Source organism: Streptomyces sp. NPDC047042, from assembly GCF_040644035.1.
In the GTDB taxonomy this organism is placed as follows: Bacteria; Actinomycetota; Actinomycetes; order Streptomycetales; family Streptomycetaceae; genus Streptomyces.
Window position 1 is genome coordinate 17985 of the sequence record NZ_JBEYVP010000052.1, and the last position, 18703, is coordinate 36687.

At 71.8% G+C, this 18703-nt stretch carries 20 protein-coding genes and 1 riboswitch; of the genes, 11 read left to right on the forward strand and 9 right to left on the reverse strand.

Translation table 11 applies throughout. From position 1 onward, the window contains the following. Positions 1-11 precede the first annotated feature (11 nt). Positions 12-155: riboswitch (cobalamin riboswitch) on the reverse strand. Positions 156-309: 154 nt separating this feature from the next. Beyond that, complete coding sequence (locus tag ABZ855_RS41720) at positions 310-531, reverse strand: hypothetical protein (protein WP_319199769.1); 222 nt, start codon at positions 529-531, stop codon at positions 310-312. 50 nt (positions 532-581) lie between these two features. Continuing rightward, complete coding sequence (locus tag ABZ855_RS41725) at positions 582-1832, reverse strand: inorganic phosphate transporter (protein WP_360816982.1); 1251 nt, start codon at positions 1830-1832, stop codon at positions 582-584. Positions 1833-2027: 195 nt separating this feature from the next. Here ABZ855_RS41725 and ABZ855_RS41730 point away from each other — a divergent pair, with 195 nt between their 5' ends. From ABZ855_RS41730 to ABZ855_RS41740, 3 genes are all read left to right on the forward strand, one after another. Continuing rightward, positions 2028-2759 (forward strand): class II aldolase/adducin family protein, encoded by a 732-nt coding sequence (locus ABZ855_RS41730; protein WP_360816985.1) that lies wholly within the window; start codon positions 2028-2030, stop codon positions 2757-2759. Positions 2760-2824: 65 nt separating this feature from the next. Next, positions 2825-3958 (forward strand): alpha/beta fold hydrolase, encoded by a 1134-nt coding sequence (locus tag ABZ855_RS41735; RefSeq protein WP_360816988.1) that lies wholly within the window; start codon positions 2825-2827, stop codon positions 3956-3958. A gap of 638 nt (positions 3959-4596) precedes the next feature. Beyond that, positions 4597-6009 carry a hypothetical protein gene (locus ABZ855_RS41740; RefSeq protein ID WP_360816991.1) on the forward strand — a complete coding sequence of 471 codons (1413 nt, stop codon included), beginning with the start codon at positions 4597-4599 and terminating at the stop codon, positions 6007-6009. A 40-nt stretch (positions 6010-6049) separates the two neighbouring features. On the opposite strand, the gene ABZ855_RS41745 is transcribed toward ABZ855_RS41740, so the two are convergent. Beyond that, the gene (locus ABZ855_RS41745) at positions 6050-6463 is read right to left on the reverse strand and encodes a VOC family protein (RefSeq protein WP_360816994.1); all 414 of its coding nucleotides are present in this window, start codon (positions 6461-6463) and stop codon (positions 6050-6052) included. Between the two features lie 220 nt (positions 6464-6683). On the opposite strand from ABZ855_RS41745, the gene ABZ855_RS41750 reads away from it, so the two are divergent. From ABZ855_RS41750 to amaP, 8 genes are all read left to right on the forward strand, one after another. After that, complete coding sequence (locus ABZ855_RS41750) at positions 6684-8282, forward strand: ABC-F family ATP-binding cassette domain-containing protein (RefSeq protein WP_360816997.1); 1599 nt, start codon at positions 6684-6686, stop codon at positions 8280-8282. A gap of 352 nt (positions 8283-8634) precedes the next feature. Beyond that, a complete protein-coding gene (locus ABZ855_RS41755) occupies positions 8635-8856 on the forward strand; it encodes a helix-turn-helix domain-containing protein (protein WP_018518904.1) in 222 nt (73 codons plus the stop codon). 138 nt (positions 8857-8994) lie between these two features. After that, positions 8995-9825 (forward strand): enoyl-CoA hydratase/isomerase family protein, encoded by an 831-nt coding sequence (locus ABZ855_RS41760; protein ID WP_360817001.1) that lies wholly within the window; start codon positions 8995-8997, stop codon positions 9823-9825. Between the two features lie 270 nt (positions 9826-10095). Further along, positions 10096-10596, forward strand: a complete 501-nt coding sequence (locus tag ABZ855_RS41765; RefSeq protein WP_360817004.1) for an Asp23/Gls24 family envelope stress response protein — start codon at positions 10096-10098, stop codon at positions 10594-10596. 42 nt (positions 10597-10638) lie between these two features. Beyond that, positions 10639-10824, forward strand: coding sequence for a hypothetical protein (locus tag ABZ855_RS41770; RefSeq protein WP_360817007.1), 186 nt, complete (start codon positions 10639-10641; stop codon positions 10822-10824). A gap of 45 nt (positions 10825-10869) precedes the next feature. Further along, the gene (locus tag ABZ855_RS41775; protein ID WP_360817124.1) at positions 10870-11244 is read left to right on the forward strand and encodes a hypothetical protein; all 375 of its coding nucleotides are present in this window, start codon (positions 10870-10872) and stop codon (positions 11242-11244) included. Beyond that, entirely contained in the window at positions 11241-11963 is a 723-nt protein-coding gene (locus ABZ855_RS41780; protein WP_360817010.1) for a DUF6286 domain-containing protein, read from the forward strand. Before ABZ855_RS41775 ends, ABZ855_RS41780 begins: the two co-directional genes overlap by 4 nt. Before the next feature lie 6 nt (positions 11964-11969). After that, a complete protein-coding gene (gene amaP / locus ABZ855_RS41785; protein ID WP_360817013.1) occupies positions 11970-12548 on the forward strand; it encodes an alkaline shock response membrane anchor protein AmaP in 579 nt (192 codons plus the stop codon). A 77-nt stretch (positions 12549-12625) separates the two neighbouring features. Here amaP and ABZ855_RS41790 read toward each other — a convergent pair whose 3' ends face one another. The 6 genes from ABZ855_RS41790 to ABZ855_RS41815 form a co-directional block, all read right to left on the reverse strand. Next, positions 12626-13381 (reverse strand): SDR family oxidoreductase, encoded by a 756-nt coding sequence (locus tag ABZ855_RS41790; protein WP_360817016.1) that lies wholly within the window; start codon positions 13379-13381, stop codon positions 12626-12628. A 5-nt stretch (positions 13382-13386) separates the two neighbouring features. Beyond that, positions 13387-15171, reverse strand: a complete 1785-nt coding sequence (locus ABZ855_RS41795) for a glycoside hydrolase family 15 protein (protein ID WP_360817127.1) — start codon at positions 15169-15171, stop codon at positions 13387-13389. 133 nt (positions 15172-15304) lie between these two features. Then, complete coding sequence (locus ABZ855_RS41800; protein WP_360817019.1) at positions 15305-16111, reverse strand: SURF1 family protein; 807 nt, start codon at positions 16109-16111, stop codon at positions 15305-15307. Between the two features lie 93 nt (positions 16112-16204). After that, on the reverse strand, positions 16205-16438 hold the full coding sequence (locus ABZ855_RS41805; protein ID WP_319199785.1) for a hypothetical protein: 234 nt from the start codon (positions 16436-16438) through the stop codon (positions 16205-16207). A gap of 79 nt (positions 16439-16517) precedes the next feature. Then, entirely contained in the window at positions 16518-17528 is a 1011-nt protein-coding gene (locus ABZ855_RS41810) for a DEDDh family exonuclease (protein ID WP_360817022.1), read from the reverse strand. Positions 17529-17699: 171 nt separating this feature from the next. Then, positions 17700-18683, reverse strand: coding sequence for a CopD family protein (locus ABZ855_RS41815; RefSeq protein WP_360817025.1), 984 nt, complete (start codon positions 18681-18683; stop codon positions 17700-17702). Positions 18684-18703 lie beyond the last annotated feature (20 nt).

The following is an 18703-nucleotide window of genomic DNA, read 5'->3' on the forward strand; positions in this document are numbered from 1 at the left end:
TGTCCACGCCCTGGTTCGACGAGACCGGCGGCGAGAGTTCCTGGCTCCCGGGGTTACCTACCCCGGTGACAGTGGCGGGACCGCGCCGGATTCACACCGGCTTCCTCTCCTGCTGCCGTACATGGCTCCGGCAGTCCACCACGGGCCCGGAACACCCGTCAACTTGCCGTTGACCTGGAAGGGAGGACTGTGCTGTGCCCCACATCGCGACCGGATCGAGGCGACGAAAAACGCCCGCCCTGCCCGTGACCACCGACGAGATGGCCACGGACGGAGCGGGCGACGAGGAGGAGATGATCGATGCCGCTGTCAGGCCACGATCAGATAGATCCCGTACGCCACCACGGCCGCACAGGCGGCGAAGCACGCGTACGCGCCCGTGACCGCGAGTCCCGCCGACTCTCCCTGTGCGGCCGCCCGTTCGCGGCGCGAGAGTCCGGCGATGCCCAGGGTGAACACGCCCACCATGGCCACGGTGATGACGAGACTGACGCCGAAGACGGAGCCGAGGGCTGCCCAGTCGATCTTCATCTTGCTTCCTTCTGCTTCCTTCAGCTTCTTACGCGGACCGGGAGTCGGACTCAGAGGGCCGTGGCCGACGGCTTCGCCGTGACCTCGGCCGGGGCGGGGATGGTGGCCGTCAGACCCTCGGTGACGGTGCCGGTCGGAGGCGGGGTCACGGCGGCGATGGCCGTCGTGATGACGCCCGCGGGCTCGGCGTCGGCCTCCTGGACGTCGTTGACGTTGGTGTGGTCGATCACCTCGCGGCGCGAGACGACCCAGATCGCCGCGCTCGAGGCGATGAGGAAGACGGCCACCAGTGCCGTACCCCAGTCCCCGAACCCGGTGACGTACTCCGCGAGCGCGCCGACGAGAGCCGCCGCGGGCAGCGTCAGCCCCCACGCGACGAACATGCGGGTCGCCGTCGACCAGCGGACCACGCCACCCTTGCGGCCGAGGCCGGCGCCCATCACCGAACCCGACACCGAGTGGGTGGTGGAGAGGGAGAAACCGAGGTGGGAGGAGGCCAGGATGACCGTCGCCGCGCTGGTCTGGGCGGCGAAGCCCTGCTGGGGCTGAAGGTCGGTCAGACCCTTGCCCATCGTACGGATGATGCGCCAGCCGCCCAGGTAGGTGCCGAGCGCGATGGCCAGGCCCGCGGAGAGGATGACCCACACCGGGGGATCGGAGTCGGGGGAGACGGCGCCGCCGGCGACCAGGGCCAGGGTGATGATGCCCATGGTCTTCTGCGCGTCGTTGGTGCCGTGGGCCAGCGAGACCAGGCCGGCGGAGGCGATCTGACCGGCCCGGAAGCCCTTCTCGGCCGCCTTGCCCTCGGTGTGCTTGGCACCGATCGTGTACGAAAGCCGGGTGGCGAGCATGGCCGCGATGCCCGCGACGAGGGGTGCGGCGATCGCCGGGATCAGCACCTTCGTCACCAGCACGTCGCCGTGGACCGCGCCCGTGCCCGCCGAGGCGATGGTCGCGCCGATCAGGCCGCCCATCAGGGCGTGCGAGGAGCTGGAGGGGAGCCCCACCAGCCAGGTCAGCAGGTTCCAGAGGATCGCGCCTACCAGCGCGGCGAAGATCACCTCGGGACGGATACCGCTTTCGTCCACGAGGCCCTTGGAGATCGTGTTCGCGACCTCGACGGAAAGGAAGGCGCCCACGAGGTTGAGCACGGCCGACATGGCGACCGCGACCTTGGGCTTGAGCGCACCGGTCGAGATGGTGGTGGCCATCGCGTTGGCGGTGTCGTGGAAACCGTTCGTGAAATCGAACGCAAGCGCGGTGACGACCACGATCGCGAGGATCAGCGAGAAGCTTTCCATTTACCCAGATTTCTTCCGTACGGTATTGGCAGTTGGACCGTAGGCAATCTGGATGAACGGAAGATGAACTGGCGGGGGATCCTGGGTGGCCGAAAACGGAGCGCCGTTTCCCGTCCGGTCGCGGTGCGGACGGCACCCGTGCCCGCCGCCCCCGCGCGAGGCACCGATCACCAGGTGGCCTGGCAGGATCAGGGCATGGCTGAGCGGCGACGGGACGGGCGTGACATGCGGAACGGCGGGCGGGAAGCGGAGGCGGCACGAGGGGGTTCCGTTTCCGGCGTTTCCGACGAGACGGCGCGTGCCTGGGCCGCGCTCGTCGCGACGGCCCGCCGTACGGTGGCCGACGGTCTGGTGGTCGGCACCTCCGGCAACGTCTCCGTCCGCGTCGGGGACACCGTCCTGGTCACCCCGTCCGGCGTGCCGTACGACCGGCTCACCCCGGAGGACGTCGTGGGCGTCGACCTGACCGGCCGCCAACTCCTCGGAACCTCGACCCCCACCAGCGAACTGCCCATGCACCTCGCCGTGTACCGCGCCACCGACGCCCGAGCGATCGTCCACACCCACGCCGTCCACGCGACCGCGGTCTCGACCCTCGTACGGGAGCTGCCGCTGATCCACTACATGGCGGGCGACCTCGGCGGCCCGGTCCGGGTCGCCGAGTACGCGACGTACGGCACGGAGGAGCTGGCCCGGAACACGCTTCGCGCCCTGACCGACCGCACGGCCTGCATCCTCCAGAACCACGGCACGCTCGCCCACGGCGCCACCCTCGACCAGGCGTACGACCGAACCGCCCAGCTGGAGTGGATGTGCCGCGTCTGGCTGACGGCGTCCTCCGTACCAGGGCTGTCTCCCACGCTGCTGTCGGAGGCACAGGTGAGCGAGGCGGGGGAGCGGCTCAAGGGGTACGGGCAGCGGGGATAGGACTTGTTCGGCGCCGTTCTCCTCTCCCGCTGGCCGTCGGAGGGCTGCGCAAGGACACTGGGTGGGTGCGTCCAGTCACCGCGACGGCCGCTGCCGTCACCGCAGCCCTGGCAGCCGGCGCCGCCAGTGTCGCCGCCGGCCGTTACGCCAGCGACGCCGCGCTCAAGGCGCCCCCCGGCAGGCCCCTGCCCACCGAACCCCGGCTCACGGTGCACTCCACCGCCGCCGGCCGGGTCGCCCTCACGCGCGCCCTGGCCTCCCAGCGCCCCGGCACCTACGGCCTCGCCGGCGAGGGGACCCACGCGGTCGTCGGTCCCGTCCTGAACCACGCCACCCACTCCGCCGACACCGTCGTACGCCGCCTCGAACGGGTCACCCACGGCACCCTGGAACCCCGCGACAAGGTCTGGCTCACCCCGAACGTGCACTTCGGCGACCCCGGAACCGCTCTCGGACTCGAACACCTCGACATCGAGATCCCCGGCGAACTGGGCGCCCTGCCCGCGTGGTTCGTGCCGGGCGCCCGCAGCACCTGGGTGATCACCGTGCACGGCCTCGGCACCACCCGCGAGCACCCCCTGAACGTGCTGCCGTTCCTGCACCGCCAGCAGTTCCCGGTCCTCGACCTCGCCTACCGGGGCGACCCCGGCGCGCCCCGGCCCCAGGACGGGCTCGGCCACCTCGGCGAGACGGAGTGGCGCGACCTCGACGCGGCGATCCGGTACGCCCTGCGCGAGGGCGCCGAGAACGTCGTCCTGTACGGCTGGTCCACCGGCGCGACCATGGCCCTGCGGGCCGCCACCCGCTCCGCGCTGCGCGACCGGGTCTCCGGGCTGGTCCTGGACTCGCCGGTGCTGGACTGGCAGACCACCCTGCGTGCCCTCGCCACGGCCCGCCGCACCCCGGGCGCGCTGCTGCCGCTGGCGGTACGCGCCGCCCAGGGCCGTACCGGCCTGCACGGCATCCCCGCCCACGAGGCCGAGGCCGCCGGCCTCACCCGGCTCACCGTCCCGGCCCTGATCCTCCACGGCCCGGCGGACACGATCGCCCCCTGGACCCCCTCCCGCCGCCTGGCGGCCCACCGCCCGGACCTGGTAACCCTCCACCAGGTCCCGGAAGCCCCCCACGGCGCAATGTGGAACGCGGACCCAACAACCTACGAAGAAACCCTGCGCCGCTTCCTGACCCCACTGATGTAGCCCCCCACTACCGTGGCACCCACCGCGCCGCCGCCCCGCCGCCCTGCCGCCCGGCTGCCTTGGCGTCCACCGCTCCGCCGCCCCGGCGTCCTGCGGTCCTGCGGTCCTGCGGCCCTGCGTCCTGCGGCCCTGCCGCCCTGGAGCTCCGGCGTCCGGCGACCTGCTGTTCGCCGATCCGGCGTCCGCGGATCCCTTGCCCAGCGGCCGCCTCCCCCCGTCGACGTGTCGACCGGCGCCCCGCCGCTCGGGGGACGCGGCGATCCTTCGCCTCGGGGGCCTGCCGCCCGCCGACCCGTCCTGGGTGGCCCGCCGCCCGTCCACTCGGCGGACCCGCGCCCGGCGACTCGGTGTCATCCGCGCGTCCGCCCGTTCTCGGTGGCCCGTCGCCCGTCTGCCTCGCCGCCCGGCGTCCACTCAGCGGTCCGGCGGTCCGGCGCACTGCGGATTCTGGTGAAACCCCTGGTCCGCGCGCCGTCGCCGGAGCGCGACCCCCTTGCCCACCGCGTTCCGTTTAAGGCTGGACCACTGGCTTGAACGTCCCCCTCGGACCCCGCCCCGGAGCCCTCTCTCGGTCCGGTCCATGGTGCGTCAGGCCATTCCGTTTGGGTTTTCGGACCGTCAACCGGAAGACTGCACCCGTGACGTCCCGTATCCCGCGCGACTCCAGGCTTCGACTCGTCCGCCCGCGACCCCTGGCCGCCGCCCCACGAGCGATGAACCAGCGGCGCTCGCGCCGCCCCGCCCCGCGTCCGCCCGAGGGCACACCCGCCCCGGCGGAACTGGCCAGAATGGCCCGCTCCGGACTGGCCGGCGCGGTCCGCGTCGCCCGCTGGGCGGACCCCTCGCTCAAACCCGGCCATGACGGCGGGTCCTCCGACGGCAGGGGCACCCTGTCCGACGCCACCGCCGAACGGGCCGCCGCCGAGCTGGGGCTGACCCCGGATCAGGTCCGCCACGACTGGGACACCGCCCGGCTCGCCGGCCTGGTCGAGGTGCACGGCGACATCGCCCGCCCCGGCTGGCGCCTACGCGCCTGGAACCGTGACGACAGTGCCGTACTGCGCGGCTGGGTCGCCCTGTTCGACGCCTGGTCCATCGCCCACCCGGAGGCCGCGGACCACGAGCCCGCCGCCGTCGCGGAAGTCGTCTCCGCGATGCCTCAGGTGCTCTCCTTCCTCCAGCTGTCCGCGGGGCCCGTCCCCATGGAGCAGCTCCTTGACCTGCTGGAGCAGCGGGTCATCGAACTGCGCACCGAACGCTGCGAGATCCCGTACGGCCCCCAGCCCGAGCCGCTGCCGCAGCAGCCCGAGGCCACCGCCGCCGTCGACACCCCGCTCGCCCCCCTCCTCGACTGGGCCCTGCACGCCCTGGCCTCCGTCGGCGCCCTCACCTACGGCGACGGCCACGCCACGCTCACCCCGCTCGGCAGCTGGGCGGTGTGGGTCAAGCTGGAGCAGATCTGCGTCGCCGCGCAGAGCCCGGCCGGCAACATCGAGCAGAGCGCCGAGGACATGCTGCGCGGCTGCTCCCAGCTGCGTCCCAACGCGGCCCGCGCCGAGTACCGGGCCTGGCTCGCCGCCCGCCCCGTCGGCAGTGCCGTCGCCGAACTCCTCGACGCCGCCCGGGGCGAGGACGCCCTGCTGCGCGGTCTCGCCTTCGAGGCGCTCCGCGTGGTCGGCGGCCCGGCGGAGCCCGATGTGCGCGCCGTCGTGGAGAAGACCCCGCTGCGGCCGTACGCCCTGCTGTGGCTGGCCGAGCACGACGGGATCGACCCGGAGGACGCCCACGAGGTGCTCACCCGCGAGGAGGCCACCTGGATGTGGGTGGACACCGCCGCGGCCGTCGCCGACCACGGTGAGGCACCGCTGCTCGTACGCCATCTGGAGTCAGCGGTGCAGCCCACGATCCCCGCGCTCCTCGACGAGGTGCGCGCGGTGGGCCACCCCCGCACCGTCCAGGTCCTGGTCGCCCTCGCCGCCGCCCACCCCGACCCCGCCCTCGCGAAGGCGGTACGCCGGGCCGCCTTCCAGGTGCACACCGGAGGCAACTAGGCAGGGCAACTGGGCCCGGCATACGGCCCGACGGGGAAGCTCAGGCCTGTATCTCGGGCGTGTACGTGCCGAAGCTCCAGATGTTGCCCTCGGCGTCGCGCGCCATGTAGTCGCGCGAACCGTAGTCCTGGTCCGTCGGGGGCATCAGGATGTCGGCGCCGTGTGCGACGGCCTGCTGGTGGTGTGCGTCGACGTCGTCCACGACGACGTACACCCCGCACGGGCCCGCGTCCTTCATCGCAGCGTCGAAGACGCCGCCCCGCCCCTTCGAACCGAGCATCACCGCGCCGTTCCCCTGCACCAGTTCGGCGTGCAGCACCGACCCGCCCTCCCCCTCGTACACCGACACCTCGGTGAAGCCGAACGCCTCCGTGAGCTGCCGGATCGCCGCTTTCGCGTCCGCGTACAACACCGTCGGATAGATGCTGGGACGCCCGCCGCCCGTGCCTGCCATGGCCATCACTCCCACCGGAAAAGTCGTCTGCGCCCAGTCTGGCACCGGCCACTGACAACGCCCCGTCGAGACGCTTCCCACAGCCTCGAACACCCGCGCGCAGGAAATGTGCTTGCGCGCCCCCGTTAGACTTGTCCCATGGCCTGTCTCCTCGCGCATTAGACGGCGGGAAAGTCCTCAGCCGCCCACCCCGCCACCCACCCCGCCCTGGAGTCTGTCCGTGATCTCCGCCTCCGGTATCGAGCTGCGCGCCGGTGCCCGTGTCCTCATCGAGTCCGCCACCTTCCGTATCGCCAAGGGCGACCGCATCGGCCTGGTCGGCCGCAACGGCGCAGGCAAGACAACCCTCACCAAGGTCCTCGCCGGCGAGGGCATCCCCGCGGCGGGCCAGGTGGCCCGCTCCGGCGAGGTCGGCTACCTCCCCCAGGACCCCCGTACCGGCGACCTCGACGTCCTGGCGAGCGACCGCATCCTCTCCGCGCGCGGCCTGGACGTACTGATCCGCAAGATGCGCGAGAACGAGCAGCGCATCGCCAACGGATCGGGCGCCACCCGCGAGAAGGCCCTGCGCCAGTACGAGCGCCAGGAAACGGAGTTCCTCACCAAGGGCGGCTACTCCGCCGAGGCCGAGGCCGCGACCATCGCCGCCGCGCTCAACCTGCCCGACCGGGTGCTCGGCCAGCCCCTGCACACCCTCTCCGGCGGTCAGCGCCGGCGTATCGAGCTGGCCCGCATCCTGTTCTCGGACGCGGACACCCTGCTGCTCGACGAGCCGACCAACCACCTCGACGCGGACTCCATCGTCTGGCTGCGCGACTATCTGAAGACCTACCGCGGCGGCTTCATCGTGATCTCCCACGACGTCGACCTGGTCGAGACGGTCGTCAACAAGGTGTTCTACCTGGACGCCAACCGCGCCCAGATCGACGTCTACAACATGGGCTGGAAGCTCTACCAGCAGCAGCGCGAGGCCGACGAGAAGCGCCGCAAGCGCGAGCGCCAGAACGCCGAGAAGAAGGCCGCCGCGCTGAACGCGCAGGCCGACAAGATGCGCGCCAAGGCCACCAAGACGGTCGCCGCGCAGAACATGGCCAAGCGCGCCGACCGGCTGCTCGCCGGGCTCGACGCGGTCCGCGTCTCCGACAAGGTCGCCAAGCTGCGCTTCCCGGAGCCCGCGCCCTGCGGCAAGACCCCGCTGATGGCGGAGGGCCTGTCGAAGTCGTACGGCTCGCTGGAGATCTTCACCGACGTCGACCTGGCCATCGACAAGGGTTCCAGGGTCGTCATCCTCGGCCTCAACGGCGCCGGGAAGACCACCCTCCTGCGCCTCCTCGGCGGCGCCGAGAAGCCCGACACCGGCGAGGTCATCGAGGGCCACGGACTCAAGCTCGGCTACTACGCGCAGGAGCACGAGACCCTCGACCCCGAGCGCACGGTCCTGGAGAACATGCGCTCCGCCAACCCCGACCTCGACCTGGTCGAGGTCCGCAAGACGCTCGGCTCGTTCCTGTTCTCCGGCGACGACGTCGACAAGCCCGCCGGCGTCCTCTCCGGCGGCGAGAAGACCCGCCTGGCGCTCGCGACCCTCGTGGTCTCCTCCGCGAACGTGCTGCTCCTCGACGAGCCGACGAACAACCTCGACCCGGCCAGCCGCGAGGAGATCCTCGGCGCGCTGCGCACCTACAAGGGCGCCGTCGTCCTCGTCACCCACGACGAGGGCGCCGTCGAGGCGCTCCAGCCGGAGCGGATCATCCTGCTGCCGGACGGCGTCGAGGACCTGTGGGGAGCCGACTACGCGGACCTGGTGGCCCTCGCCTGACGGTCACGGTCACGTGATCGAATCGCTGATCCACTCCCTATGGATCATTCGGCCGATCCGTGATCCATCATCTGTGTGAGATCTCCTCATACCGAGGTGTGTCCTACATCCATTTCACGGCCGGGCCCTTCATCGACAAGGGCCCGGCCGTTGCGCGTCCCTGACCAGGCATTTCGCGAAACAACTCGTTCGGCCGTACGGACACCCGGCTATGGAATTGCAAATTCCGCTTGTGGGGATGCGCTCCTGTCGTCAAAACCTTGTCTCACGGACCTTGCCGAATGGGTGGCCATGACGCGCTTGAGGGGTGATCATGAGAGGACCAGAGCGCACTTCCCACGAGGAGGCACGGGTGGCCGAGACTCTGAAGAAGGGCAGCCGGGTAACCGGCGCCGCGCGCGACAAGCTCGCGGCAGACCTGAAGAAGAAGTACGACTCCGGTGCGAGCATTCGAGCGCTGGCCGAAGAAACCGGTCGCTCGTATGGCTTCGTACACCGGATGCTCAGCGAGTCGGGCGTCACGCTCCGTGGACGGGGTGGGGCGACCAGGGGCAAGAAGGCCGCTACGGCCTGACCCCCCGCCGACTCGTCGGCTTCGATGGTGACCACCCGGTCGGTCGACCGACCGGCTGGGTGGTTACTGTGCAGTCACTTGGGTGTGCTCCCGCAGAGGGCGGACACCTGATCCGACCGCACTCATCGGAGGCGCCCCATGACTTCGTTCGACCAGGACGTTCAGGACGTTACTGACCGAGGTCCCGAAGTTTCCGTACTCGACAAGGACGGCGTACGGCTCACCGTCGACGACACGGTCGCCACGGTGACGCTGACCAACCCGGCCAAGCGCAACGCGCAGAGCCCCGCTCTGTGGCGGGCGCTGGCCGAGGCGGGCCGGTTGCTGCCGGGCACCGTGCGGGTCGTCGTGCTGCGCGCCGAGGGCAAGTCGTTCTCGGCCGGGCTCGACCGACAGGCGTTCACGCCCGAGGGGTTCGACGGCGAGCCGTCGTTCATCGATCTCGCACGCAGTGACGACGCCACGCTGGACGGCACCATCGCCTCGTACCAGGAGGGCTTCACCTGGTGGCGGCGCAGCGACCTCGTGTCCATCGCCGTCGTCCAGGGCCACGCCGTCGGCGCGGGCTTCCAGCTCGCGCTCGCCTGTGACCTGCGCATCGTCGCCGACGATGTGCAGTTCGCCATGCGCGAGACCAGCCTGGGCCTCGTCCCCGACCTGACAGGCACCCATCCGCTCGTCGGCCTCGTCGGCTACGCCCGCGCGCTGGAGATCTGCGCGACCGGCCGCTTCGTCCAGGCCGAGGAGGCCGTGAACACGGGCCTCGCCAACATCGCCGTACCGGCCGAGGGCCTCGACGACGCCGTACGCGAACTGTCGGCCGCGCTGCTCGCCGCGCCCCGCGACGCCCTCATCGAGACGAAGGCACTGCTGCGCGGCGTCCAGGGCCGCACGTACGACGAACAGCGCACCGCCGAACGCGCCGCCCAGGGACGCCGGTTGCGCGACCTGGCGGGCGTCGGCGACTGACCCGCCGGGGCGCACGCGTGTGAGGGACCGGCCGACGGGCAGCGGTCCCGCACACCGGTTCCGTGCCGGCGGCCGTACGTGGGGCGGGGTGCGCCGCGCACCACCGTCGTCCGTCGTCGGCGCGCACCACCGTCGTCCGTCGTCGGCAACCGTTGGAGAAGTGCTCACCGTCCGCCCCGCCCGTCGCCTGCCTGCCGCATCCCCGGCGCGCGTCCGGCCGACCCCGCCTACTGTGGATCGTGGAGGACGACCGGAAAGGGATGTACGGCGATGACCGACATGACCCAGCGGAGCCAGCCGGAGCAGCCCGGGAGCGGGAGCGACGACCCGCGTCCCACGCAGCTCCGGAAATCGAACGTCACCAAGCGAGGCGGTGGTGACCCGGCGGACCGGGGACGCACCACGATCGCCGACGGAGTCGTCGAGAAGATCGCCGGGCTAGCCGCCCGTGACGTCCTCGGCGTGCACGCCATGGGCAGCGGCTTCTCGCGGACCTTCGGAGCGGTCCGCGACCGGGTGCCGGGCGGCGCCTCGAAATCCGTCACCCGTGGGGTGAAGGCCGAGGTCGGCGAGGTGCAGACGGCCCTCGACCTGGAGATCGTCGTCGAGTACGGCGTCTCGATCGGCGAAGTCGCCCGCGCCGTGCGCGAGAACGTCGTCGCGGCCGTGGAGCGCATGACCGGCCTGGAGGTGGTCGAGGTCAACATCGCGGTGACGGACGTCAAGCTGCCCGACGAAGAGGAAGACGAGCCCGAGCCGCGTCTGCAGTGACGGGGGCGGGGCATCGGCAAGGTACCGGGAAGGCAGGGCAGCATGAGCATCGCCGTCATCGGCATGATCGCCGGAATGGCGCTGGGATTCGCCGGGTACTTCGGCGGCTTCGGCGCGTTTCTGCTGGTGGCCGCCCTGGGCGCCCTCGGCTTTGTGATCGGCCGGTTCATCGAGGGCGACCTCGACCCGGGTGACTTCTTCCGTACCCGCGACGACAGACGACGGTGACGTCCCGTGGCCGAGGAGCAGCCCGGTGAGGGGCGGCCGGAGGACATCCGTACGCCCGGCAGGGCGACGACGACCGTGCCGCCGGGCGAACGCGGCGCCACCCGGATCGCGGACCGGGTCGTCGCGAAGATCGCCGCGCGGGCGGCCCGCGAGGCGCTGACCGAACTGCCCCCGGACGTGGTGCCTCCGCACGCCACGGTCGTCGTCCACCACGACAGGGCCCGCGTCCGCGTGAGCCTCGAACTCCCGTACCCCTCCGACATCGGTGGCCAGTGTGCAACGGTGCGTGATCGGGTCGCATCCCGGGTACACGCACTGGCGGGAATGGACGTGCCGGAGGTCGCCGTCGAGGTCGAGCGGCTGCACCTGGCACCGCCGCACGGTGCGGCACCAGGGAAGGCACAGGGGAGGACGCGATGAGCGAGCCCCACGGCGGCTCGGACGGCTCGGACGACTTCGACGCATTCGAGAAGAACACCCGACGACTGCCCGTACTCGAGAAACCGAAAGACCCGCCGCCCGACCCCATCGGATCGGGGCAGGCATCCTCCACCGCCGCCTACGACCCCCTGCCCACCCTCGGCGACGGGAAGGACGGAAACGGCCGCTTCTGGTCGGCGCGCCGGGTCCCCGCCGGCCTCCTCGCACTGCTGCTCCTGCTCGTCGCGGGTGCGTTCCTCTACGACATCACCGCCGTACGCGCCCACCGCCCCGCCATGAGCTGGCGCAGGTCACTCGCCGGGCAGCTCGCGCGGCGCCCCCTCGACGACACCTGGGTCCTGGTCGGCGCCGGTGTCGCCGTGGCACTCGGCGCCTGGCTGCTCGTCCTGGCCGTGACGCCCGGTCTGCGCGGTGTCCTGCCGATGCGGCGCCCCCACGCGGAGGTCCGGGCGGGCCTGCACCGGGCGGCCGCCGCGATGGTGCTGCGCGACTGGGCCGTCGAGGTGTCCGGCGTCCAGTCGGTCCGGGTCCGGATGACCCGGACCAGGGCCGATGTCCTCGCCATCTCCCACTTCCGCGAACTCGACGACGTACGGGCCGACCTGGACGAGGTGCTCGCCGGCGCGGTCAGGAGCCTCGGTCTGACCCGGCCGCCCGCTCTGTCGGTACGTGTCGTCCGGCCCGGCCGGAAGAGGTGAGGACGGATGCAGCGCATCGTCAACCGCGTACTGCTGGGTCTCACGGGCCTGGCCCTGATCGTCGTCGGCGGCTCGGTACTGGCCGTGGGCCTGGGCAGCCGGTGGCCGACGTGGTGGATCCACGACGACCGTCACGACGTACTGCTCAGCGACGCCGAACGCACCCACTACCGGGACGCCGGCTGGTGGTGGCCGACGGTACTCGCCGTCCTGGCCGCCCTGGTCCTGCTGTCCCTGTGGTGGCTCGCCGCCGTACTCCGCCGACGCCGCCTCACCGAGGTCCTGGTCGACACGGGCGACGGCGAGGGAGCGCTCCTACGGGGCCGGGCCATGGAGAACGCGGTCGCGGGAGAGGTGGCCCGCCAGGAGGGCGTGGCACGAGCCCGGGTGACCCTGACCGGCCGCCGCGCGTCCCCCGAGGCCCGAGTCCAACTCCTCCTGCAGCCCCACGCCTCCCCCGGGGAGACACTGGCCCGCCTGACCACGGAGGCCCTGACGAACGCCCGCGACTCGGCAGGCCTCAAGTCCCTGCCGACAGAGGTGGACCTGAGGGCGGTCAAACACAGAGCGGAAAGGGTCAACTGACAACCCCCTAGGGGCGCGGGGCTGCGACATTTGCGGCTCCGCCGCGTGGGCGCGACAAGCCACAACGCACCCGCACCCTAGAACCCGTGCCGCATCCCCCCATCAACAGGCAGCATGACCCCCGTCAGATAGCTCGCCGCGGGCGACAGCAGAAACGCCGCCGCCCGCCCGAACTCCTCCGGCCTCCCATACCGCCGCAACGGAATCCGCGACTCGTTGGCGACCCGCGTCGCCGCCGGATCCGCCGACAACCCGTCCAGCTCCCGCACGCGATCCGTGTCGATGCGCGCCGGCAGCAACCCCACCACCCGGACCCCCCGCGGCCCCACCTCGTCGGCGAGCGACTTGGCAAACCCGGCGAGCCCCGGCCGCAGGCCGTTGGAGATGGTCAGCCCCGGAATCGGCTCGTGCACCGAGCCGGAGAGCACGAACCCGACGACCCCGCCCGCCTCCAGCTCCGCCACCGCCGTACGGGCCAGCCGTACCGCCCCCAGGAACACCGAGTCGAACGCGGCCTGCCACTGCTCGTCCGTGTTGTCGGCGACGAACCCGGGCGCCGGACCGCCCACGCTGATGAGGATGCCGTCGAAGCGCCCGAAGTGCTCGCGGGCCGCCGCGACGAGCCGCTGCGCGACCTCCGGGTCGGAGTTGTCCGCGGCCACACCGACCGCCCCCGGGCCGAGGGCGGCCGCGGCCTCCGTGACCGTCTTCTCGTCCCGCCCCGTGATAACCACCTTCGCGCCGTCGGCGACGAGTTCGCGCGCGGCGGCGTTGCCCAGTCCGCGGGTGGCTCCGGTGACGACGTACACCCGGTCCTTCAGTCCAAGATCCATGGTCCCTATCCTGCCTGGTCCTCGCCGTACAGGGCGAGGGCGGTGTTGACGAGGCCGATGTGGCTGAACGCCTGGGGAAAGTTGCCGAGCAGACGGCCGGCGACCGGGTCGTACTCCTCCGCCAGCAGTCCCACGTCGTTGGTGAGGCCGAGCAGTCGTTCGAACAGCTCGCGCGCCTCCTTCGTCCGGCCGGTCATGTGGAGGGCGTCCGCCAGCCAGAACGAGCAGGCCAGGAACACGCCCTCGTCGCCGGGCAGTCCGTCGACCACGGGACCGTCCGTGCTGTAGCGGCGGACGAATCCGCCGTGACCCAGCTCGTCCCGGACGGCGTTGATGGTGCCGATGATCCGCGGGTCGTCCGGCGGCAGGAAGCCGACCCGGGGCAGCAGCAGTACGGCGGCGTCGAGTTCACGGGAGCCGTAGAACTGGGTGAACGTGTTCCGCTTCGGGTCGTAGCCACGCTCGCACACCTCCCGGTGCACCTCGTCGCGCATGGCCCGCCAGCCCTCCAGGTCGCCGCCGTTGAGCTTCGGGTTGAGCTCGAGCTGACGCACCGCTCGGTCGGCGGCGACCCAGGCCATCACCTTCGAGTGCACGAAGTGCCGGCGCGGACCGCGCACCTCCCACAGCCCCTCGTCGGGCAGGCGCCACGCCGACTTCAGGAACTCCATGAGCGCGCACTGCACCCGCCACATGTGCGGCTTCGACGGCAGCCCCGAACGCCGGGCCAGCGCGAGCGAGTCGATCACCTCGCCGTACACGTCGAGCTGGAGCTGCCGTACGGCCGCGTTGCCGATCCGCACGGGGGCCGAGCCGCCGAATCCGGGCAGCCAGTCCAGCTCGAACTCGGGCAGCCGGCGCTCACCGGCGAGCCCGTACATGATCTGGAGGTCCGCCGGATCGCCGGCCACCGCCCGCAGCAGCCAGTCGCGCCAGCACTCGGCCTCCTCGTGATATCCCACCGACAGCAGCGCGTTGAGGGTGAGCGTGGAGTCGCGCAACCAGCAGTAGCGGTAGTCCCAGTTGCGTACGCCGCCCAGTTCCTCGGGGAGGGAGGTGGTGGCGGCGGCCACGATGCCGCCGGTCGGCGCGTACGTCAGCGCCTTCAGGGTGATCAGCGAGCGCACGACGGCGTCCCGGTGCGGTCCGTCGTACGTACAGCGCGCCGACCAGTCCTTCCAGTCCGAGACGGCCGTCTCCAGCGCCTCGTACGGGTCGACGAACGGCGGATGCGGTTCGTGCGAGGGATGCCAGGTCAGCACGAACGCGACCCGTTCGCCCTCGGCGACGGTGAACTCCGAGTACGTGGTGAAGTCCCGGCCCCAGGTGCGCACTCCGTCGTCGGTGCGCAGCCACACGGCGTCCGGGCCGGCGACGGCCACCCGGTGCCCGTTCGCCCGGCGCATCCAGGGCACGATCGCCCCGTAGTCGAAGCGCAGCCGCAGCGTGCTGCGGACGGTCACCTCGCCGCGTACGCCCTCGACGATCCGTACGAGATCGGGGGCGCGGTCGCGCTGGGGCATCAGGTCGGTGACGCGCACCGCGCCGTCCTCGGTCTCCCACTCGGTGTCGAGGACGAGGGTGCCGGGCCGGTAGGCACGCCGTACGCAGCGGTCGGCGCCCTCGGGAGCGATCCGCCAGTGTCCGTTGCGCTCGTCGCCGAGCAGCGCGGCGAAACAGGCGGCCGAGTCGAAGCGGGGCAGACAGAGCCAGTCGACGCTGCCGTCCATGCCGACGAGCGCGGCGGTCTGGTGGTCGCCGACGAGGGCGTAGTCCTCGATACGGGGGATGCGGTGGTTCTGGTGGGGATGCACCAGGAGCGGGTTCCCGGTGCAGGGCCCCGGCATTCGGGCGAAGACGTCCTGTCACACGCCGAGATCCGCCGGTTACGTCACACGGGCTCTCACGCCGGACAGGGGTGGGTCACACGGTGGCGGGCTCGGTGTCCGGCGATTCCCGCGCCGCGCGCGCCGCGGCCTCGGCCTCCGCCCGGTCTCGGCGTTCCCGGCGCACGAGGATCACCCAGCCCACGGGGACACCGGCGGCGAACAGCCACCACTGGATGGCGTAGGCGTAGTTCAGCGCGGCGTTCTCGTCGCCCGGCTTGCCCAGCAGCTCCGGGGTGTCGCCCTTCGGTTCGGGGGTCGTCAGCACGATGTAGCCGCCGAGCACCTCGGCCCCGAGCCGCTTGGCCTCCTGCGCGCTGTTGATCAGCATGACCTGCCGGTCGGGGAGGCCCTTGAGGTCCTTGATGCCGCTCGCCGCGGTCGTCTCGGCGGGCATCAGCCGCCCGGTGACGGTGATCTCGCCCTTCGGGGGCGCCGGGACGGCGGGGAACGCGGTCTGGCTCGGACCGTCCGCGGGGATCCAGCCCCGGTTGACCAGCAGAACCTTGCCGTCGTCGAGGACGAAGGGGGTCAGGACGTGGTAGCCGACCTCGTCGTCGGAGTTGGTGCGGCGCCGGACGACCACCTCGTCGTCGGTGTCGAAATGCCCCTTCGCGCTGACGGTGTGGTACCGCTCGCCGGTGGTGACGGTGTGTCCTGGCGAGGTCAGCTTCTCCACGGGTACCGGCGCGGCGGACAGCGCGTCGGCGACGAGCTGGTTGCGGGCGGTGCGCTCTTCGTAGCGGTGCATCTGCCAGATGCCCAGCCTGATCATCGTGGGGATGAGGAGGAGGGCGACCAGCGTGAGGATCACCCACTGCCGGGACAAGAGGAAGCGGTACACCCCACTGACGGTACAACTCGTCCGTGGGGTGCCTTCAGGGGGGTGCTCGCAGGTTGGTGAGGGGCTCTCGTTCCCAGTGGCTCCAGGTCGCGCTCAGACCCGGTCGATGATCCCCACCCTTCCCTCCGCGCGTGCGCAGTGCGCCCCGCAGTACCAGTGGCCCTCGGCCTCGACGCCCTGCCCGATGATCTGGACCCGGCAGTGCTCGCAGATGGGTGCCATGCGGTGGATCGCGCAGGAGAAGCAGTCGAAGACGTGCACCGCGCCCTGCGCGTGCACCTCGAAGGTCATGCCGTAACTGTTGCCGCAGACTTCACACGTCGCCATGGGCCACAGGGTGGGCCGTCCGTGCCGTCCGAGCGAGACGGCGCGGGGCGAGTCGGGCGCCAATCACCCGTCCGTACGGTCATCCCTCCGCCGCGGGTTCCACGTCCCGCAGCAGCTGCCCGAAGGCCGCCTCGTCGACGACCGGTGTGCCGTACTGCCGGGCCTTGACCACCTTCGAGGTCATGGAGTCGGGGTCGTTGGTGACGAGCAGGCTGGTCAGCCGGGACAGGCTCGTCGCGACATGCAGCCCCGCCTCGACGGCCCGGTCCTCCAGGAGGTCGCGCTCGACCGAGGTGTCCCCGGAGAAGGCCACCCGCATGCCCTGCCTGAGCGGCTTGCCGTCCTGGTACCGCCCCGGGTTGGGGTAGGGGCACGCGGGCCGCTTGCGGGACGGCCGCCAACTGGTTGGCTGATAGCCCCCGTAGCCCCCGGAGGCCTGCCGTCCGATCTGCGGGCGCGCAGAGCCGCCTGCCGCCGCCGACCCCGACCACTCCGTCAGCGGCCGGCACTCCAGCAGCGGCAGCCGTACGCCGCCCCGGGCCGCGGCGTGCAGACTGGGCCGGAACGCCTCGGCGAGCACGCGCGCGTCGTCCAGCGCGTGGTGGGCCCGCTGCTGAACGACCCCGTAGTGCGCGGCGAGCGTCTCCAGCTTGTGGTTGGGCAGCGGCAGCCCCAACTCCTTGGACAGCGCGATGGTGCACAGCCGCTGCCGCACCGGCGCCTCGCGCTCCGCGCGCGCGTACTCCCGGGCGATCATCGACCAGTCGAAGACGGCGTTGTGCGCGACGAGCACGCGGTCGGCGAGCCGGGACGCGAACTCCTCGGCGATGTCGGCGAAGAGGGGGGAACCCTCCAGGGCGTCGCTCGTCAGCCCGTGGATCCACACCGGACCGGGATCCCGCTCCGGATTGACCGTTGTGTACCAGTGGTCCTCGACCTCGCCGCGCGCGTCGAGCCGGTAGACGGCGGCGGAGATTATCCGGTCGTCCCGGGACAGACCGGTCGTCTCGACGTCAACGACCGCGTATCCCTGGGGATATGCGGTCGGCCACGGGGCGGAGGACGGCGTGGGCGTCAGGTCTTCGAGCATGGTCACAGAGAATACGGGCCGCGACTGACACTCCGTCGCGCGCCCGTTGATGAAGGCCGCCGACAAGCAAGCGCGTACAGCCCTGAATACTTGTCAGCAACAACCTGCCCCCAGCTGCCGGTCCCCGACTTCTGGATCACGCGGCCGCGCGGACGGGGCGTCACCTGCCCGTCACGTCCAGCGGATCGGCACCGGCAGCGCCGTGAGCAGCCCCGACACCGCGACCACCACTCCCAGCGCGACCACCTCCGCGCGTGCGGGGGAGCAGGCCGTCAGCGGATCGGCCGCCCGACGCAGCCGCAGCCGCGCCCACAGGGCGAGCACGGCGACGGCGGCCACCACGAGCAGCTTGGCGAGCAGCGTGCGGCCGTATGCCGTCGACGTCAGCTGGTCCAGGACCGTGTCCGGCGGCATCCGGCGCAGGGTGCTCCAGACGCCCGTCGCGGTGATCAGGGCGAGCAGAACGGCCGCCACGCGCGCGTAGAGGCCCAACAAGGCCACGCCCGCCGCACGGGCCTCTCCCCAGAGGGGCAACGTCCGCAGTACGTACACCAGTCCGCCCACCCACAGTGCCGCGCAGACGACATGGACGAACGTCAGCGCCGAACCGGTCAGTGGATCGAGCTCCGGCGCCGGATGGGCCCGCAGCGCCTCCGCCACGGCGACCGCGGCCAACGGCCAGATCTGGGTGGCCGGGCGGGCCGACAGGGCGCACAGGCCCGCCGCCGCGAACCCGTTGACCTCCAGGAGAGCGAGCTTCCCGTCCCGGGACTCGTACAGACCGCCGACGTCGATCGCGCCCAGGCTGTGCGGTACGAGGTTCCCGGTGGACACCACCGAGGCGAGCCCCAACGCGGCGACGAAACCGGCACCGGCCGCGTACGGCGCCCAGGGGCGCGCCCGGTCCGGGGGCGCCCCCGGCAGCCCGCCGGCCAGCCGGTGGACGAACAACTCGCCCAACGGGACGCACAGCGCGGCGAACAGCACCGTCCGCAGCAGCCCGATCCCGCCGACGCCGGGCGCGGCGGCCTCCCCGGTGCCGTCCAGCGCGACGGACGGGGAGAGCAGCGGTATCAGCGCGGCCAGGGCCACCAGCACGAGCACGGCGACCGCCCGTGCGATGGCAGGGCGTTCGCCGTCGGTCGTTCGTATCAAGCCCACCCCAATGCCACGTT

What these genes read in the sequence shown, in the direction of transcription:
- ABZ855_RS41720 (WP_319199769.1), bottom strand. Translation starts at nt 531, where the DNA reads ATGAAGATCGACTGGGCAGCCCTCGGCTCCGTCTTCGGCGTCAGTCTC.
- ABZ855_RS41725 (WP_360816982.1), bottom strand. Translation starts at nt 1,832, where the DNA reads ATGGAAAGCTTCTCGCTGATCCTCGCGATCGTGGTCGTCACCGCGCTT.
- ABZ855_RS41730 (WP_360816985.1), top strand. Translation starts at nt 2,028, where the DNA reads ATGGCTGAGCGGCGACGGGACGGGCGTGACATGCGGAACGGCGGGCGG.
- ABZ855_RS41745 (WP_360816994.1), bottom strand. Translation starts at nt 6,463, where the DNA reads ATGGCAGGCACGGGCGGCGGGCGTCCCAGCATCTATCCGACGGTGTTG.
- ABZ855_RS41760 (WP_360817001.1), top strand. Translation starts at nt 8,995, where the DNA reads ATGACTTCGTTCGACCAGGACGTTCAGGACGTTACTGACCGAGGTCCC.
- ABZ855_RS41765 (WP_360817004.1), top strand. Translation starts at nt 10,096, where the DNA reads ATGACCGACATGACCCAGCGGAGCCAGCCGGAGCAGCCCGGGAGCGGG.
- ABZ855_RS41770 (WP_360817007.1), top strand. Translation starts at nt 10,639, where the DNA reads ATGAGCATCGCCGTCATCGGCATGATCGCCGGAATGGCGCTGGGATTC.
- ABZ855_RS41780 (WP_360817010.1), top strand. Translation starts at nt 11,241, where the DNA reads ATGAGCGAGCCCCACGGCGGCTCGGACGGCTCGGACGACTTCGACGCA.
- amaP (WP_360817013.1), top strand. Translation starts at nt 11,970, where the DNA reads ATGCAGCGCATCGTCAACCGCGTACTGCTGGGTCTCACGGGCCTGGCC.
- ABZ855_RS41790 (WP_360817016.1), bottom strand. Translation starts at nt 13,381, where the DNA reads ATGGATCTTGGACTGAAGGACCGGGTGTACGTCGTCACCGGAGCCACC.
- ABZ855_RS41805 (WP_319199785.1), bottom strand. Translation starts at nt 16,438, where the DNA reads ATGGCGACGTGTGAAGTCTGCGGCAACAGTTACGGCATGACCTTCGAG.
- ABZ855_RS41810 (WP_360817022.1), bottom strand. Translation starts at nt 17,528, where the DNA reads ATGCTCGAAGACCTGACGCCCACGCCGTCCTCCGCCCCGTGGCCGACC.